At 46.8% G+C, this 16,571-nt stretch carries 15 protein-coding genes and 8 tRNA genes; 6 read left to right on the forward strand and 17 right to left on the reverse strand.

Features of this window, described 5'->3' with window-relative positions; genetic code table 11:
• Positions 1–73 precede the first annotated feature (73 nt).
• Both MTR82_RS12110 and MTR82_RS12115 read right to left on the reverse strand, forming a co-directional pair.
• Positions 74–1,774: a phospho-sugar mutase gene (locus MTR82_RS12110; protein ID WP_246809313.1), complete on the reverse strand. Its 1,701-nt coding sequence runs from the start codon at positions 1,772–1,774 to the stop codon at positions 74–76.
• 89 nt (positions 1,775–1,863) lie between these two features.
• Positions 1,864–3,408, reverse strand: a complete 1,545-nt coding sequence (locus MTR82_RS12115; protein ID WP_052652336.1) for a carbon-nitrogen hydrolase family protein — start codon at positions 3,406–3,408, stop codon at positions 1,864–1,866.
• Positions 3,409–3,538: 130 nt separating this feature from the next.
• On the opposite strand from MTR82_RS12115, the gene MTR82_RS12120 reads away from it, so the two are divergent.
• Genes MTR82_RS12120 through MTR82_RS12130 form a run of 3 tightly spaced genes read left to right on the forward strand, consistent with a single transcriptional unit; the run spans position 3,539 to position 5,364 of the window.
• Positions 3,539–3,964 carry a disulfide formation protein C gene (locus MTR82_RS12120; RefSeq protein WP_052652338.1) on the forward strand — a complete coding sequence of 142 codons (426 nt, stop codon included), beginning with the start codon at positions 3,539–3,541 and terminating at the stop codon, positions 3,962–3,964.
• A gap of 1 nt (position 3,965) precedes the next feature.
• Positions 3,966–4,463 (forward strand): thioredoxin family protein, encoded by a 498-nt coding sequence (locus tag MTR82_RS12125; RefSeq protein WP_052652340.1) that lies wholly within the window; start codon positions 3,966–3,968, stop codon positions 4,461–4,463.
• 55 nt (positions 4,464–4,518) lie between these two features.
• Complete coding sequence (locus tag MTR82_RS12130; protein ID WP_246809314.1) at positions 4,519–5,364, forward strand: RluA family pseudouridine synthase; 846 nt, start codon at positions 4,519–4,521, stop codon at positions 5,362–5,364.
• Positions 5,365–5,388: 24 nt separating this feature from the next.
• Here the strand turns inward: MTR82_RS12130 and MTR82_RS12135 are convergent, their stop codons facing one another.
• A complete protein-coding gene (locus MTR82_RS12135; protein WP_246809315.1) occupies positions 5,389–6,219 on the reverse strand; it encodes an aldo/keto reductase in 831 nt (276 codons plus the stop codon).
• A gap of 149 nt (positions 6,220–6,368) precedes the next feature.
• Between MTR82_RS12135 and MTR82_RS12140 the strand changes: the two genes are divergently transcribed.
• A complete protein-coding gene (locus tag MTR82_RS12140) occupies positions 6,369–7,670 on the forward strand; it encodes an NCS2 family permease (protein ID WP_246809316.1) in 1,302 nt (433 codons plus the stop codon).
• Positions 7,671–7,974: 304 nt separating this feature from the next.
• On the opposite strand, the gene MTR82_RS12145 is transcribed toward MTR82_RS12140, so the two are convergent.
• The 3 genes from MTR82_RS12145 to queG form a co-directional block, all read right to left on the reverse strand.
• Positions 7,975–8,283 (reverse strand): hypothetical protein, encoded by a 309-nt coding sequence (locus tag MTR82_RS12145; protein ID WP_425024022.1) that lies wholly within the window; start codon positions 8,281–8,283, stop codon positions 7,975–7,977.
• 331 nt (positions 8,284–8,614) lie between these two features.
• A complete protein-coding gene (gene trmL, locus MTR82_RS12150; protein WP_246809323.1) occupies positions 8,615–9,088 on the reverse strand; it encodes a tRNA (uridine(34)/cytosine(34)/5-carboxymethylaminomethyluridine(34)-2'-O)-methyltransferase TrmL in 474 nt (157 codons plus the stop codon).
• 10 nt (positions 9,089–9,098) lie between these two features.
• Positions 9,099–10,244 (reverse strand): tRNA epoxyqueuosine(34) reductase QueG, encoded by a 1,146-nt coding sequence (gene queG / locus MTR82_RS12155; protein WP_246809324.1) that lies wholly within the window; start codon positions 10,242–10,244, stop codon positions 9,099–9,101.
• A 70-nt stretch (positions 10,245–10,314) separates the two neighbouring features.
• Here queG and MTR82_RS12160 point away from each other — a divergent pair, with 70 nt between their 5' ends.
• Both MTR82_RS12160 and MTR82_RS12165 read left to right on the forward strand, forming a co-directional pair.
• Positions 10,315–10,977: a B3/B4 domain-containing protein gene (locus MTR82_RS12160; RefSeq protein WP_246809325.1), complete on the forward strand. Its 663-nt coding sequence runs from the start codon at positions 10,315–10,317 to the stop codon at positions 10,975–10,977.
• A 147-nt stretch (positions 10,978–11,124) separates the two neighbouring features.
• A complete protein-coding gene (locus MTR82_RS12165) occupies positions 11,125–12,171 on the forward strand; it encodes a C45 family autoproteolytic acyltransferase/hydrolase (protein ID WP_246809326.1) in 1,047 nt (348 codons plus the stop codon).
• Between the two features lie 31 nt (positions 12,172–12,202).
• On the opposite strand, the gene MTR82_RS12170 is transcribed toward MTR82_RS12165, so the two are convergent.
• From MTR82_RS12170 to MTR82_RS12220, 11 genes are all read right to left on the reverse strand, one after another.
• On the reverse strand, positions 12,203–13,255 hold the full coding sequence (locus MTR82_RS12170; protein WP_246809327.1) for a C45 family autoproteolytic acyltransferase/hydrolase: 1,053 nt from the start codon (positions 13,253–13,255) through the stop codon (positions 12,203–12,205).
• A gap of 316 nt (positions 13,256–13,571) precedes the next feature.
• Positions 13,572–13,655, reverse strand: a tRNA-Leu gene (locus tag MTR82_RS12175).
• Positions 13,656–13,783: 128 nt separating this feature from the next.
• Positions 13,784–14,782, reverse strand: coding sequence for an inorganic phosphate transporter (locus MTR82_RS12180; RefSeq protein WP_246809328.1), 999 nt, complete (start codon positions 14,780–14,782; stop codon positions 13,784–13,786).
• A gap of 15 nt (positions 14,783–14,797) precedes the next feature.
• Entirely contained in the window at positions 14,798–15,415 is a 618-nt protein-coding gene (locus MTR82_RS12185; RefSeq protein WP_246809329.1) for a DUF47 domain-containing protein, read from the reverse strand.
• A gap of 448 nt (positions 15,416–15,863) precedes the next feature.
• Positions 15,864–15,947: transfer RNA gene (locus MTR82_RS12190), tRNA-Leu, on the reverse strand.
• A gap of 9 nt (positions 15,948–15,956) precedes the next feature.
• Positions 15,957–16,030 (reverse strand) — tRNA-Cys (locus tag MTR82_RS12195).
• Positions 16,031–16,038: 8 nt separating this feature from the next.
• A tRNA-Gly gene (locus MTR82_RS12200) sits at positions 16,039–16,113 on the reverse strand.
• A gap of 5 nt (positions 16,114–16,118) precedes the next feature.
• A tRNA-Gln gene (locus tag MTR82_RS12205) sits at positions 16,119–16,190 on the reverse strand.
• A 9-nt stretch (positions 16,191–16,199) separates the two neighbouring features.
• A tRNA-His gene (locus MTR82_RS12210) sits at positions 16,200–16,275 on the reverse strand.
• A 43-nt stretch (positions 16,276–16,318) separates the two neighbouring features.
• Positions 16,319–16,394, reverse strand: a tRNA-His gene (locus tag MTR82_RS12215).
• A gap of 20 nt (positions 16,395–16,414) precedes the next feature.
• Positions 16,415–16,488: transfer RNA gene (locus MTR82_RS12220), tRNA-Trp, on the reverse strand.
• Between the last annotated feature and the right edge of the window lie 83 nt (positions 16,489–16,571).

Consider the following 16,571-nt stretch of genomic DNA (forward strand, 5'->3'; position numbering starts at 1 on the left):
TTACATGTTTTTATCGTTCGTTTACCTCGTACTTTCGAATGAAAAAGCCCCCTCAGCAAAGGGAGCTTCTAATTTAACGATTATTCAATTCGTTGACGAAGGATTCTTTGATGAATTCCATTTTTTCGTCGCTTTCCTGCTCCGTTTCAGCGGTCACACCGAAATAATATTTCACTTTCGGTTCGGTGCCGCTTGGGCGCACACAAACCCACGAGCCATCTTCCAGGAAATATTTCAAAACATTCGACTGGGGCAATTCAATTTTCTCATTGGTTCCGAGATCCGCAAAAATCCGGTTCTGCGTTTCATAGTCTTCGATTGAAACGACCGGAATGCCTGCGATGGCTTGCAATGGATTTTTGCGCAGCCCTTCAAGCAATGCACTGATTTCGCGTGCACCATCGACGCCTTTTTTCGTAATCGATACGAGCGATTCGCGGTACCAGCCAAACCGTCCGTACAATTCAACCAATACATCATGAAGGCTCTTGCCCTGTGTTTTGTAGTAAGCTGCCGCTTCGATGACGAGCAGGACCGATTGCACCGCGTCTTTATCACGGGCAAAGTCACGGATCAAATAGCCATAGCTTTCTTCGTAGCCAAAAAGGAAATCGAAAGCCGGATTTTCGTCGTTGTGCTTCAGTTTTTCACCGATGAATTTAAATCCTGTCAATACATCTTCGCAGTCTGCCCCGTAAGATTCAGCAATGACGCGGCCAAATTCAGACGTAACGATGGTTTTAAAGATGCGGCCTTTTTCCGGCATCGTGCCTTTTGCCTGTTTTTGGCTGAGGAGATACTCGATCAAAATGGCGCCGGTTTGATTGCCCGTCAATAATTCATAATGCGTACCCGTCCAGACAGCAAGCCCTACACGGTCGCCGTCCGGATCGACAGCGATCAGCACGTCCGCACCGCTCTGTTCACCGTATTTCATAGCGATTTCAAAAGCGGACCCTTCTTCCGGATTCGGCGATTTGACCGTCGGGAATTCCCCGTCCGGCTGCATTTGCTCATCCACATACACGATATCGGTATAGCCCGCCGTATCGAGCAATCGTTTAACGGTTGCCCCGGAGGCTCCATGAAGCGGAGTAAAGACCGCTTTGATCGGTGCCGCAGTGTTCTCCTGCACAGTGAGCGCATGGTCGATATAGACCTTGTCGATTTTTTCGTCGATCCGGACCAGCAATTCCGGAGCGAAGTGTTCATTTTCTATCGTTAATTCGTCTTCTACGCTGCCGACAAAACTGATGACCCGGTCTGCATCTTCCAGGTTCAATTGCGCTCCGTCTTCGCCGTACACTTTATAGCCGTTGTATTCTGGCGGGTTATGGCTTGCGGTGATCACAACGCCCATAAAGGCATTCAAATACCGGACGCTGAAGGATAATTGCGGAGTCGTCCGCGGTCCTGTGTACAGGTACGTGTGGATGCCATTTGCAGCAAATGTCCGAGCTGCTTCTTCAGCGAATTCCGGCGACATTCTTCTGCTGTCGTACGCGATAACGATGCCCCGGGTTTTTGCTTCTTCGCCACTCGCGGTTATGTAATCCGCAATGCCTTGGGATGCTTTTCTGACGGTATAGACATTCATCCGGTTCGTGCCCGGCCCGATTTCTCCGCGCATGCCTCCAGTGCCGAATGTTAAATCCTGATAGAATGCATCTTCCGCCATTTTTTCATCGTCTTTCAAGAGCGTCAAAGCTTCCCGTGTCACTTCATCCAGCCGATCATGTTCTAGCCAACGTTTAATCCGTTCCTGCCATGTCATATCCATCCCACCATTTCTATGAGTCTTTACCATTCAGTTTACCAAATAATGCAGAAAAAAACCGCTTCTTTGTGAGAAGCGGTTCAGGATCAATCTTTTTTGTATTCTACATTGTAGACGTCGTGGCGGCGGTCTTTTAATTGCTTGACCGTGCCGTTTTGGCGCTGGCGGCGCAGGATTTCAAGGTCTACGTCACCAATCAGCACCATTTCCAGGTTCGGGTTGGTTTCGCCGACGATGCCGTCGCGGGCAAATTCGAAATCGGATGGTGCGAAAATGCCGGACTGGGCATACTGGATGTCCATGTTTTCCGTTTGCGGCAGGTTGCCGACTGTTCCTGAAATAACCGTGTAGATCTGGTTTTCCACAGCACGGGCCTGTGCACAGTAGCGCACCCGCAAGTAGCCTTGGCGGTCTTCTGTACAGAATGGCGTAAAGATGATATTTGCCCCCATATCGGTTGCAATGCGGGCAAGTTCCGGGAATTCGATGTCGTAGCAGATCTGGATTGCGATCTTCCCGCAATCCGTATCAAAAACGCGCACGGAATCTCCAGCAGAAATCCCCCACCATTTGCGTTCGTTCGGCGTGATGTGAATCTTGTATTGTTTATCGATTGAGCCATCGCGGCGGAATAAATACGCAATGTTGTAAATCTCATCATCTTCTTCTTTCACAAAATGCGAACCGCCGATGATGTTGACATTGTAGCGCACTGCAAGGTCTGTAAACAATTCAATATACTGAGGCGTATATTCCGTCAATTTCCGGACAGCCTGGCTCGGAGACGGCTCGTTTAGGAAAGACATCAATTGCGTCGTGAAAATTTCAGGGAAGACGACGAAATCCGAATGGGCATCGGACGCGACATCGACAAAATATTCGACTTGGCTCGCCAAATCATCGAAGGATTCGATTGCGCGCATCAAATATTGAACGACGCAAATGCGCACCGGCAGACTTGTTTTGAAATGGCGCTTCGAAATCGGCTTGTAATCGACGTTATTCCATTCCATCAATGTTGCATATTTTCCGGATGCGACATCATCCTGCAAATAATTTGGGTTGATGCGCATTAATTGGAAGCCATTCATCAATTGGAACGTCAGAACCGGATCGTAGATTTTATGGCGCGATACCGCATCCACGTATTCTCTCGGCGACATTTCGTCCGCATGTTTATGGTAGTTCGGAATCCGTCCGCCGAGAATGATCGACTTCAGGTTCAATTCGCGCGCCAATTCTTTTCTTGCTTCATAGAGGCGCTGGCCGACTTGCATGCGCCGGTAATCCGGATGGACCATCACTTCAATGCCGTACATATTGTAGCCGTCCGGATTGTGGTTCGTGATGTAGCCGCCGTCGGTTACATCGTCCCACGTATGGCGGTCATCGTATTCATCAAAATTTATTAAGAGGCTGGAACAAGAACCAATGACTTTTCCATCGAGTTCTGCCACCAATTGCCCTTGTGGGAAAACCCCTAAATGGCTTCGTAGTTGCTCTTCTTTCCATGGATCCATTCCAGGAAAACAGAGGCGCTGCATTTCCAAAATAGCGCTAATATCTGAATAGGCCATTTCCCGGATGATCATGCTTTTTTCAAAATGAGATAAATCGAATTGTTCTGGCACTGCAGCCACTCCTTCACAAAAGTTTCAAACTTTATTATATAGGAACGCCGTCCAGGTTGATATTATTTTACTTGCTGCGCCAGAACATTTATAATTTCAAGGATGTTACTATAAGAAATGAGGGACTTTCGTGACGAAACGTCAAGATAACATTTTGCTCTCTATGTGGGTTGTAGCCCTCATCGCTACTGCCGGCTCCCTTTATTTTTCTGAAATCAGAGGCTATACGCCATGTACGCTGTGCTGGATCCAACGCATTTTCATGTATCCGCTGGTCCTCGTCATCGGCATTGCCTATGTCCAGAAAAATGTCCGGATTGCCGTCACCACACTGGTATTTTCAGTTATTGGAGGATGCATCTCGCTTTACCATTACGGGCTGCAAAAATTGGATTTTCTATCTGATTCCGCCCCTTCTTGCGGACAAGTTCCATGTACGGGACAATATATCAACTGGCTTGGATTTATCACCATTCCGTTTTTAGCATTGACTGCATTTATCTTACTTGCCGGAATGAGCATGTACTTACTGAAAACCTTGAAGGAGGAAGCATGAAGTGAATACGAAAACAAAGAAAAGCGGCGTTTCAAAACTAATATGGATTGCTGCAGCCGTAGTTGTCATTTTCGGACTGATTATTTTCCTGACCAACCAGTCCAATAAAAGCAAATTAGCTGACAATCCGTACGACAAAGAAGACTTGAACCAGGCAACGATCGATCAATTGGACGACGAGAACTATCAAAATATTGCGTTGCCGGATGAAGTCGATAAGCAAATCAAAAGCGGCGAGCCGACAACGGTTTATTTCTTTAGCCCGCTCTGCCAGCATTGCCAAGTAACGACACCAATCTTGATGCCGACGGCAGAAGATATGGATGTCGAAGTTCTGCAATACAACATTTTGGAATATGAACAAGGTTGGCAAGATTATTTCATCGAAGCAACGCCTACACTTGTCCATTATGAAGACGGCAAAGAAGTGGCGCGTTGGGTTGGGGAACAGCCGAAAGAAAACATCGAAGAATTCTTTAATCAAGTCGTTTTAAAATAATATGCATGGAGGGTCATGTGCAGTGCGCATGGCCCTTTCATATGGAGGAATCATGATGGCGTGGAGCTATACGATACAAGACGACGGCATGACCGTCGAAGAATTATTGAGAAAAGAATGGGGCCTCGGCAAAAAAGTGGTCCACGAAATGCGCATGGCGAAAAGCGTGAAGAACGATAAATTCCAAGAAGTGATCTGGAAAGAGCCGCTCGCTAAAGGCACTGTTTTGCAGTTTGAATTGCCGCCGGCTGCGTCCCCTTACGAGCCAAAACATGATGTGGAATTGCCAATTCTTTTTGAAGACGACCATTTTATCGTGGCGCGCAAACCAAAAGGCATGGCGACGCATCCAAATGAAGTCGGCCAAACGGATACGTTCATCAATGCCATTCTCGGCCATATTATCCGCAATGGCGGAACTTACGGGGAGCATGTCCACCGCCTCGACCAAGGAACTTCCGGCCTGTTGATGGCCGCCAAGCACCCGGTGGCAAAAAACGTGCTCGACCGCATGCTTGAACAAAAACAGCTTGTCCGCGATTACGAAGCAGTAGTAAAAGGCAAAGTCCACAACAAATCCGGGACGATCGATTTCCCGCTTGGCAAAGACCGCCATCACCCGACCCGCCGCCGCGTCTCACCGACCGGGCAAAGCGCTGTGACGCATTATAAACTGCTGAAGCAAATGGAAGGGAAATCGCTGCTGCACCTGACTTTGGAAACTGGCCGTACGCATCAGATCCGTGCACACTTGTCGCATATCGGGCACCCGATCATCGGTGATGAAATGTACGACGGGCCGGCGACTCAAGACGGCGCCTATCACCTCCATGCTTTCCGCATGTCATTTATCCATCCTTTCACCCATGAAAGGATTGTCGTGGAAGATACTGCACGATAAAAAAACCGCCAATTGGCGGTTTTTTTATAAGCTGATTTTATCCGGATGCGTTCCTGAACGCCAATCCTGGTTCAAGCCGTCGATCATTTTCATTTCTTCTTCCGACAAGGAGAAATCATAGACATCCGCATTTTCAAGAATGCGGGACGGTGTTACCGATTTCGGAATGACGATGAGATCGCTTTGCAAATGCCAGCGGATCACCACTTGGGCAATCGATTTTCCGTGGGCTTCCCCAATTTTAGCAAGCAAGGGATCTTCCAGCAGTCTACCTCGTGCAAGCGGCGACCAGGAAGTGACCGCGACGTCGTGCGCAGCACAGAACTTACGGAGCGGTTCTTGCGTAAGCTGCGGATGAAGTTCAATCTGGTTGACCATCGGCTTGGTATTCGCTGTAGCGAAAATCTTCTCCAGGTGGTGGATCTGGTGATTGGATACTCCGATCGACCGCACCAATTTTTCATCGTACAAACGCTGGATTGCCCGGTAAGTCTCAACAAACGTGTCCGGAATCGCCCAATGCGTCAAATACAAATCCAAATAATCAAAGCCAAGGCGCTCTAGCGATGCTTCAAAAGCCCGGAGCGTATTGTCGTATCCTTGGTCGGTGTTCCAAACTTTCGAAGTGATGAACAATTCATCGCGTTTTACACCGGAAGCCCGAACCGCTTCCCCGACTTCCCGTTCATTTTCATAAACTGTCGCCGTATCAATCGCGGGATATCCCGCATTAATCGCAGCTTCCATCGCTTTGAGCGCTTCATCCGGCTCTTTCATTTTGTAGACCCCGAGTCCAAAGCGCGGCATTTCAACGCCATTATGTAAGGTTTTTGTTGATTGAATCGTTAATTCCATGTTGATCATCCTTTCTCTCTTTCATTGTACAAATAACTTCCACTTATTTCGACTATTACGATTTCTTTAAAAGGGTTGCTTTTCCTATTAATAACGAATATTATAGTGAATGTTGTTTAAATCGTTCGTGTTTGAAAGGGAGTTTTTCAATGTTTCATTTAAAAGAAAATGGAACGACTGCCAAAACAGAAATTCTCGCGGGAATGACCACTTTTTTGACCATGGCCTATATCGTCATTGTCAACCCGGTCATCTTAAGCGCGGCAGGCGTGCCTTTTGACCAAGTATTTTTAGCTACCATCATTGCGGCTGTGATCGGCACCTTGTGGATGGCGTTAATGGCCAACTATCCGATTGCCATCGCTCCCGGCATGGGGTTGAATGCCTATTTCACTTCTATGGTTCTGGGTTCAGACGGGGCCATTGATTACCTCACCGCTTTCAGCTCGGTATTTGTAGCCGGCCTGCTTTTTGTGATCTTGTCATTGACGCCTTTGCGTAAAGTGCTGATCCAAGCGATTCCTGAAAACCTGAAGTATGCCATCACAGCAGGCATCGGGCTGTTCATCGCTTTTATCGGCATGCGCATGAGCGGACTCATTGTCGCCAATGATGCGAACCTCGTGGGCCTTGGAGATTTGACTTCCGCCCCTGTCATCTTAACTTTAGTGGGATTATTCATCACCTTGATCTTTATGTCTTTGAATATCCATGGCGGCATTTTCTTCGGAATGATCACTACTGGAGTCATTGCCTTTTTTACCGGCCAACTGAAATTTGAAGGCAATCTTTTGCAGCTGCCTTCTCTTCCGGATGGCATCATCATTTGGAATCCCATTGAAGCTTTTCAAATGGTTATCGATTTCGGCTTGTACGGCGTCGTCTTCTCCTTCCTTCTCGTTACGTTGTTTGATACGACCGGCACCATGGTCGGTGTCGCAAAACAGGCAGGTTTGATGAAGAACAACGACATGCCGCGCATGAGACAAGCCTTGCTTGCCGACTCCATCGCCGGTACAGCCGGCGCCATGGTCGGAACCAGTCCGACGACCGCTTTTGTCGAATCTTCATCAGGGGTCGCTGCTGGCGGCCGCACCGGCTTAACGACGCTGACGGTAGCCATCTTGTTTATCGCAGCCGCCTTCTTCAGCCCGCTTGTCGGAGCCTTGTCGAACGTCGCTGCCATCACAGCGCCCGCGTTGATCATCGTCGGCAGTTTGATGATCGGCGCTGTAAAAAATATTGAATGGGAAAAATTCGACGAAGCCTTCCCTGCCTTCCTGATTGTCCTAGCGATGCCCTTGACTTCCAGCATTGCAACCGGGATTGCGCTCGGCTTTATCTCGTATCCGCTGATGAAAATCTTTAAAGGAAAAGGGAAAACGGTGCACCCGATCCTTTATGTATTCGCTGTCCTGTTTGCCATTCAACTTTTTGTTGCACCCCATTAAAAAAACCGCCCAAAAGGGCGGTTTTTTTTACAGCTTATCGAGAAATTAGTTTGATTCGAGCATCTACTTCTGAATTCCGCACTGCGGCGCTATGGACAGCGTTTCCACAATAAGCCGAGAAACCCACTCGTCTTATTGCTCCACCCTGTCCGGAACCGCGCCGGTGCTGGAACACTTACTATCGGTATAGAGTAAAACAGCGAAGACGCCTTGGGGAATATCAGATTTCTGAACGAATCTTTTCCATTTTTATCTTTTTCTACACATTAAAAAAACCGCCCAAAAAGGGCGGTTTTTTCATCGCTTAAATTCTCGCGGTGCGGTTTGAAACAGCTGCACTGATCAGCAAGACGATGGCGCTAAGCAAGTGCATTGCCCAGCCGAGAATGGGAATCCATGAAATGAGACTTGTGATGATGCCGAAAATCGAACCGGCTTTTGGCGAATACTCACGGAAACAGAAGAATAGCGTAATGGCATGCAGGACGAACATGACGCCTAGAACACCATATCCTGTGCTGACGACAACAGAGCCGCCGATAATCGGAATGGCCAGGAACGCTTCCGCGAGTCCGGTAATCCAAAGCAATGCAACTGATATTTTCATTCTCATTAGTAAATCATCCCTTCTATTATTGCCTTTCTTTATATACGGTTGGCAGAGCGATAAGTTTCACATTCACGAAACAAAACAGTCAGTTCCGGACAAAACTTCTCCATATTTGACTGGAGAGTTATATTTCATTTTTCCCGCCTTTACGCTATACTAAACAAAGATGCAAATTTTAAGGAGGTCATGACTTATGAACTTAATCCTTATTCTAGGTATTTGTGTCACGTTCTTGACTGCAATTTTCACTGCAGGCTACGATGACAAACCAGGTACTCCAGAAGACAAATAATGAAAAAGGAGCTGTTTCGCTTAGGCGGAACAGCTCCTTTTTTTATTTCAATCCTGGGTAGTTCTGCTGGCGCAATGCTTCGTACATCAAAATCGCTGCTGTGTTCGACAGATTCAGCGACCGGATGTTTTCATTCATCGGAATCCGCAGGCAGCGGTCCAGGTTGGCGTCGATCAGTTCTCTCGGCAAGCCTTTCGTTTCCTGTCCGAAGACGAAGAAATGGTCTTTTTCAATATCCGAGAAATCGAAAGTCGTATAGGTCTTCGTCCCGAATTTCGTGATGTAATAAAATTCACCGTCTGAATAGCGGTCGAATAATTCCTGCAGCGAATCGTGGTAGTGGATATCCACATGCTCCCAGTAATCGAGCCCTGCCCGTTTCAGCATTTTGTCATCTGTCGAAAAACCTAATGGGCGTATTAAGTGCAATTTCACTCCGGTGCCTGCACATGAACGTGCGATATTTCCTGTGTTTGCTGGGATCAGCGGTTGATATAAAACAATGTTAATAGCCAATTTCTGTCACTTATCCTTTCAATTCTTCGGCGTAGAACGCCAATCCTTTTTGAATTTCTTCTGCCACTTCTGAATCCTGTTCATCGAGCTGGGCCTGTTTCAATGCTTCAAGCCCCGATTCTGTGCCGATCTTCCCGATCGCCCATGCAGCCGTTCCGCGAATTACCGGACGTTCATCGCTTTTCAGCAGCTCAATCAACGCAGGCACAGCCGATTCTTCTTTAAAATGGGCCAATGCAAGGATCGCATTCCGCTGAATCGGCTTTTTGCCTCGCCATGATCCGGACACATAGCCGAATTTCGCTTTGAATTCTTTATTGGAAATGGTCAATAAAGGCTCCAGCAGCGGCTTGGCGATTTCCGGATCCGGCTCGAACTCCGGATGGAGCTGATTGGCTTTTCGTTTATTCTTCGGGCAGACGGTTTGGCACGTATCACAGCCGTACAGACGGTTGCCGATCACGCCCCGGAACTCATCCGGCAGGAATCCTTTTGTCTGGGTTAAAAACGAAATGCAGCGTGTTGCATTCAACTGGCCGCCTTCAACAATGGCTCCGGTCGGGCAGACATCGATGCACAATCGGCAATCGCCGCATTGATCTTCCATCGGCTCATCGAAACGGAACGGAATGTTCGTGATCATTTCCCCTAAATAGACATAAGAGCCGAATTCCGGCGTGATGATCGACGTGTTTTTCGCGCTCCAGCCAATGCCGGCACGCTCTGCCACGGCCCGGTCCGAAAGCTCGCCCGTATCCACCATCGAACGCATTCGGGCTTCCGGGTAATGCGCGGCAATGAACGCCTCCAGCAAAACTAGGCGCTCCCTTAACGCTGCATGGTAATCTTTTCCCCAGGAAGACCGCGAAAAGATTCCGCGGCGGGCGCCTTTGACGCCTTGGGGTGCATCTTTCATTTTCGACGGATACGCAATCGCGATGGCGATGATGCTCACCGCTTCATCCAACAGCAAATCCGGGCGAACCCGCTTTTCAATGTCCGGCTCTTCAAAGCCCGATTGAAACTTCAATTGCTGCTGGCGGATCAGCCGATGCTTCAAATTATAAAAAGGCTCTGCCGAAGCAAAACCGATTTTATCAATTCCGATCTCCGAGGCATACGCAACAAGCTCTTCTTGAAATTGATCGAGATTCATGCTGTAACCCCTCAATTCTATTCTATGATACTATAATGATGAATGACTATTATGTGAAAGGAAGATTGCCATGAAAGCTTCCATTGACCCTCATATCAAAGAAATTCTCCCTGATTTTAAAATAGGCATCATTCATTATAACAATATCACCGTTTCTGATTCACCTCAAATGTTAAAAGGCCGCCTTCAGCTTTTCCAGGAGCAACTGTATTTCGACTTGAATGAAAAAGAACTGATGGATTTTCCGGGATTATTGGAATGGAAATTGGCTTGGAAAGCATTAGGCGCAGACCCGAACCGGTACCGCCATTCCGCAGAAGCGCTGTTTCGCCGGATTAAAAAGCAAAACTACTTGAAGCCTGTCCATTCGGGCGTCGACATGAACAACTTCCTGTCCCTGCAGTATGAAATTCCGCTTGGCCTTTACGATGAAGACAAAATCGAAGGCGATGTGGAAATTGCCCTAGGCACCGAACAAGACCAGTATGAAGGCATCAACAACCGCTTAAACACATTAACGAATATCATCGTCGCCAAAGACAACAGCGGCGCGTTTGGAAGTCCGTACGTCGATTCCCTCCGGACCGCTGTCACGGAAGAAACGAAAAATGCGCTCCACATCTTTTATTTGCGTCCATCCATGGACCGGGATACAGCGCTTGAACTGCTGACAGCCGCTTCGAACATGTTTACCGGCATCAACGGCGGCGATGCTGAATTTTATATTCTCTAATCTGGAATTTGCCGCGCCTCCCTTCCGAGTGCTAGGCAGATTCTTTTTCTTTCCTCAAAAAATGCAGTAAACTCGGGGTAGTTCGAATTTGAGAGTTTCGCTAACTTCTTAGAAATTCACTAATTTCCAATAAATGAGGGATCGCCAGTGAAAAAAGTCCACAGTGATATTGTTCAATTTCGCGGCAGCCATTATGATTTCGGTTATAAACAAGGCGAGTTGTTGAGAGATTCCTTTATCCTTCCCAACCGCAAAAAACAATGGGGCTCTAAAAACAAGAATTTCCTCATAGATGAAACACAGGCAAAAGAAACGCTGCTTGCATTTGCTCCGAGAATTTGGGAGGAAATCAACGGATTGGCTGATGCATTAGAGTGGAATATGCAGGACGCCATCCGTGATTTCGGCGGCTATTATTTGGAATATACGCGAAGCGGCTGTTCCATTTTTACGAGCAGCGCCTACATGGTCCGCAATTACGATAGCTCTCCGGAAGGCTACGAGGGGCGATTCGCACTCTATCAGCCGACAGACGGCGGCTATGCAACAATTGGCCCTACGATGCAAATCACCGGCCGGACCGATGGCTTGAATGAAAAAGGGCTTGTGATGGGCTATAATTTCATCAATCGCCGCAATTCCGAAGATGGTTTTATTTGCAATATGATCGGCCGGCTTGTGTTGGAGAATTGTGCAACCGTTGAAGAAGCGATCGACTTGCTGGATGAAATTCCGCATCGCCGTTCTTTCAGCTATGTGCTGCTCGACCGCACCGGAAAATCGGTCGTCGTCGAAGCGTCTCCCCGCTCAGTCGTTGCGCGCACGTCAAACGTGTCCACCAACCATTTTGAATTGCTGACGGAAGAGAACCGCTACCAGATGAAAGATTCGGTTCGCCGAGAAGAAACCATCCGTACCCATTTGAACGAAACAACAGATGCCTACAGTGCTTTTCGAAGACTCAACGACTTGGATCAAGGCGTCTTTTCGGAAAAATACAGCACCGCTTCCGGAACGCTGCATACCGCTTTTTATTTTCCGGAAAGTTTGGAAGCCGGTTTTGCCCTCGGTCCAAATCGCTTGCCGCTCATGTTTGATTTTGATAAATGGCTGCAAGGAGAACGTTTATTGGCTAAACGCATCAACGGAAAAATCGATACGAAACTGCCGTTTCCGCATATGGTGGAAATGTAAAAAAGCGCCCTGGATGGGACGCTTTTTTGCTTTAAACAAATTGTTTATCAAGGTGGGCAAATCCAATCTCTGTATCGATTTCTCCATACATTTGGGTTTCAGCAAGATCTTCTCCCGCCAGCCATTTATTGAAATCAAAAATTTCAGGTTCCCGGTTGCCGCCCAGCGCAAACCATACCTTCAATTCTTTTGGCAAATAGGCAGATGTGTGGATTGTTCCTGCCCAACTTTTATACAGCTTCGAGAACACGCCTTTATCCATATCGTTGAACAAACGGAAGGCTGGATAAACATCTTTCGTGTCAGCCGGTTCTTGCCGGATCGCAGCCAACCGTTCATGCGAATCATTTAAGTAGTTCCTATTTTCATGCTGCTGGATTTCAAAATGATTGGTGCATGCCCCGGCTTTCCTAACATCGACAGCTCTTGGGCTCGCTTCAATAATTGATGATTCCCCGCTTACGTCCTGTACTACATAGCTGAAAGAACCACGATGGGGAATTTCTTTTAAAAGCGCTATCGCCTCTTCTACCGTCGAACAGGTCTCCAGCAGGATCCTGCCGATCATGTAGCACACAAACCCTTCTCCCGGCTGTTTCCGGTGCGTGAAATTATACCCCATGGCAAAGCCCTTCTCATTCATCCCATCCATGCGCCCGATAATGCGGGACGAAGGGCCGATAAACGCATAGCCCTGGTCATCCGGTTGAAACAGCAGAAAACGCCCTTCATAAGTCTGCGGATGAAAGTCGTAATTTCGGACGAGAAAATCATTCCCGGTCACAATTGAGCAGCCGGATGGCATTGCGTCTATCCGGTACCCGCCAAAATCCCTTAATACTTCTTCGATGGGCAGTTCCAAACTTTCCTGCAGCCCCAGCAGTTCTTCCCAAATGCCCGGAGCAAATTGAAGAAACGCATTTTTTGTCTCATTTACCCCGATTTCAAAGCGTGGCCGTTTCGCTTTCCACTGCTTTCTGCGATTCTCCAACGTAATGGAATTCTTTAACCGTTCTCCCTGCATCTTTCCAAATTCATAATGGCTGCCTCGAAATTGCAAAATGTCGCTATGGATCTGTTTCATCGGCTCCTCCTTCTGCTTTTGAAAACATTTTCTCCCATTATTATATCAAGCAATTATTAGATAAAGACAGGAATTGCCTTCTTTTCTTCTTACTAAATAAACCTCAAAGGCAGATATGCCTTTAATTCTCCATTTAAAGCATCTTAAAGCTTTAGTAATACTTTACCGGAATAACTCTTCCTCCAGAAGCGAAATAACGTCATCGCAAGCTCTATCACGTTTCAACCATCTCTCTTTCTACTTCCGTAAAAAAGCCAAAAAAACACTTCCTGCATAAAGCAAGAAGTGTTTTCGCATCCGCTGAGCGGAAAAAATATACCGGCGGTCGGGGTCGAACCGACACTCCCGTGAAGGAACGGGATTTTGAGTCCCGCGCGTCTGCCAATTCCGCCACGCCGGCTTAATCGAATTGGACAAGATTTATCTTAACATAGCTTTTATTGAATGCACAAGTACTTTTTTGCATTTGTTTTTCCGATTCCAAATAAAAAGAAGGCCTCCTCAAATTTGGAAGGTCTTCTTTTTATTTCACAGGAAGATATTGAGGATCAAGTATATGCCGGCTGCCAGCAACGCTGAGATTGGCATAGTAATGAGCCACGTGATCAACATTGTTTTAGCAGTCCCCCACTTCACGCCTTTTAATCGATGAGATGCCCCTACCCCCATAATGGATGAAGAAATGACATGCGTCGTACTAACCGGCAAATGGATGAACGTGGCACCGAAGATAACAGCTGCACCGGTCAGGTCAGCAGCTACTCCATTGACAGGCCGGATTTTCATAATCTTGCCTCCGACGGTTTTAATGATTCTCCAGCCGCCGATAGATGTTCCCAAAGCCATAGCTGTTGCACATGTCGCTTGAACCCAGAACTGAACATCATCTGACGTTTGATAATTGTTGACAATCAACGCCATTGTGATGATCCCCATTGCTTTTTGGGCATCGTTTGTACCATGTGAAAAAGATTGTAAAGCAGCTGTCGCAATTTGGATCAAACGAAAATTTCGATTCGTTTTAGTTAAATTGTTATTCTTAAATACAATTTTGAAAATGCTGTAAACCAAATACCCCACAGCAAATGCGAGGATCGGCGATAAAATCAGCGCTTGGATAATGGTAAGGAATCCCCCATAATTCAAGGCAGAGAATCCGGCAGCAGCAATCGCAGCCCCAGCAATTGAACCAATCAGTGCATGGGAAGAACTGCTCGGAATGCCATAGTACCAAGTGATCAAGTTCCAGACAATCGCCGCGATTAAAGCAGCTAAGATTACTACTGTTCCATTCGTTAGCGTGAATGGATCAACAATGTCTTTTGTAATGGTTTTCGCAACACCCGTAAAAGCCAGCGCTCCCACGAAATTCATGACAGCAGCCAGCATGATTGCATGGCGCGGTTTTAAAGCTTTTGTGGAAACCGCCGTAGCGATAGAGTTGGCCGTATCATGAAACCCATTGATAAAATCGAATATTACAGCAAATACAACAATTAAAACTGTTAATAGCAGAACCATATCCATCGGTCATCTTGCTCCTTAAGCGTTTTTCATAATAATAGATTCGAAGGTATTCGCAACCTTTTGGCAATGGTCTGCAATTTCTTCAAGTTCTTCATAGATCTCTTTATATTGAATGATGCGGATCGGATCTTTTTCCGTTTGGAATAGATGTTTGATCGCATGGCGTCTCGTCACATCGCATTTTGATTCATAATCTTTGATTTTAATGGCATGCTCCCGCATAGCGGGCAATTTTTTAGTAGACATGAGGTCTACAGCTGTTTCAATTTCAATCGTGCTCATTCGGATTGCTTCTACGAACTCCAGCATGAATTCATCCGCATTCACGATTGAGTACATTTCGAACATGGAGGCAGTATGGTCAAGGCCGTCCAGGACATCATCCATCGTCATCGCAAGAGCGAGAATGTCCTCGCGTTCAATGGGCGTTATAAACGCTTGGTTCAGATCCTGGATTACTGTGTGCACATAATTATCGCCTTTTGTTTCATAATCTTTCATTGTATTGGAGAAAATCTTCAAATCGCTGATTTCTCTTAATTTGTAGTCAGCAAAATAAGCTGCACTCTCTTTTAAATTTGAAGCAATATCCCCTAGTAGAACTGCAAACTTATCTTTTTTCTTGAAAGCCATTTTCTTACCTCCGCTAATTTCTAAAATAAAATCAAAGCTAGATTATAATAGCTTATTTTAACCGGTTTTAATACAACTTTAAAACCAAATTTACAAAGCCTTAATAAAACAAAAAGTTATGAATTCAACGATTATTCTATTCGATTTTCTTTAATCTCCATTTCTGTAATAACATAACAGCTGCTGATCTCCACTCGCCATTTAACCTCATCTCCATCAAAGAGAATTTCGCAAATTAGCTAGTTTAGTATAAATCATTCTATAGAAATTAGAAAGACTTTTATCTTCAATACTCGGGTTCCCGCCTGCACAATAACTGTTTGGAGTCCTGCTCAAACAATGCTGCGAAGCATTTCTTTTTTCATGAAGACAGAATGCAAACAAAAAAGCCTTCACCATCCGAAGATGGTGAAGGCTTTTTGAAAGGACAGGCAGGTCCTTTCCATGATACCGGCGGTCGGGGTCGAACCGACACTCCCGTGAAGGAACGGGATTTTGAGTCCCGCGCGTCTGCCAATTCCGCCACGCCGGCATAATATAATGGAGGCGGCAACCGGACTCGAACCGGTGATAAGGGTGTTGCAGACCCATGCCTTACCACTTGGCTATGCCGCCAAAAATGTTGGAGCGGAAGACGGGGGTCGAACCCGCGACCTCCACCTTGGCAAGGTGGCGTTCTACCACTGAACTACTTCCGCAAAAGCTGGGGTACCTGGATTCGAACCAGGGCATGACGGGATCAAAACCCGTTGCCTTACCGCTTGGCTATACCCCAATAATAAGATGGGGCGGACGAGGGGAATTGAACCCCCGAATGCCGGAATCACAATCCGGTGCGTTAACCACTTCGCCACGACCGCCACTTTACTATTTTTATAAGTGCATTTAATTGAAATTAAAACATGGGGCGGACGAGGGGAATTGAACCCCCGAGTGCCGGAATCACAATCCGGTGCGTTAACCACTTCGCCACGACCGCCATCATATAATTTAAAAAATTGGCAGGGGCAGTAGGAATCGAACCCACATCGGAGGTTTTGGAGACCTCTGTTCTACCGTTAAACTATGCCCCTAAAAACTGGTGGTGGGGGGCAGATTCGAACTGCCGAACCCGAAGGAGCGGATTTACAGTCCGCCGCGTTTAGCCACTTCGCTA

Source organism: Planococcus ruber, assembly GCF_022819085.1.
Taxonomy (GTDB): Bacteria; Bacillota; Bacilli; order Bacillales_A; family Planococcaceae; genus Planococcus; species Planococcus ruber.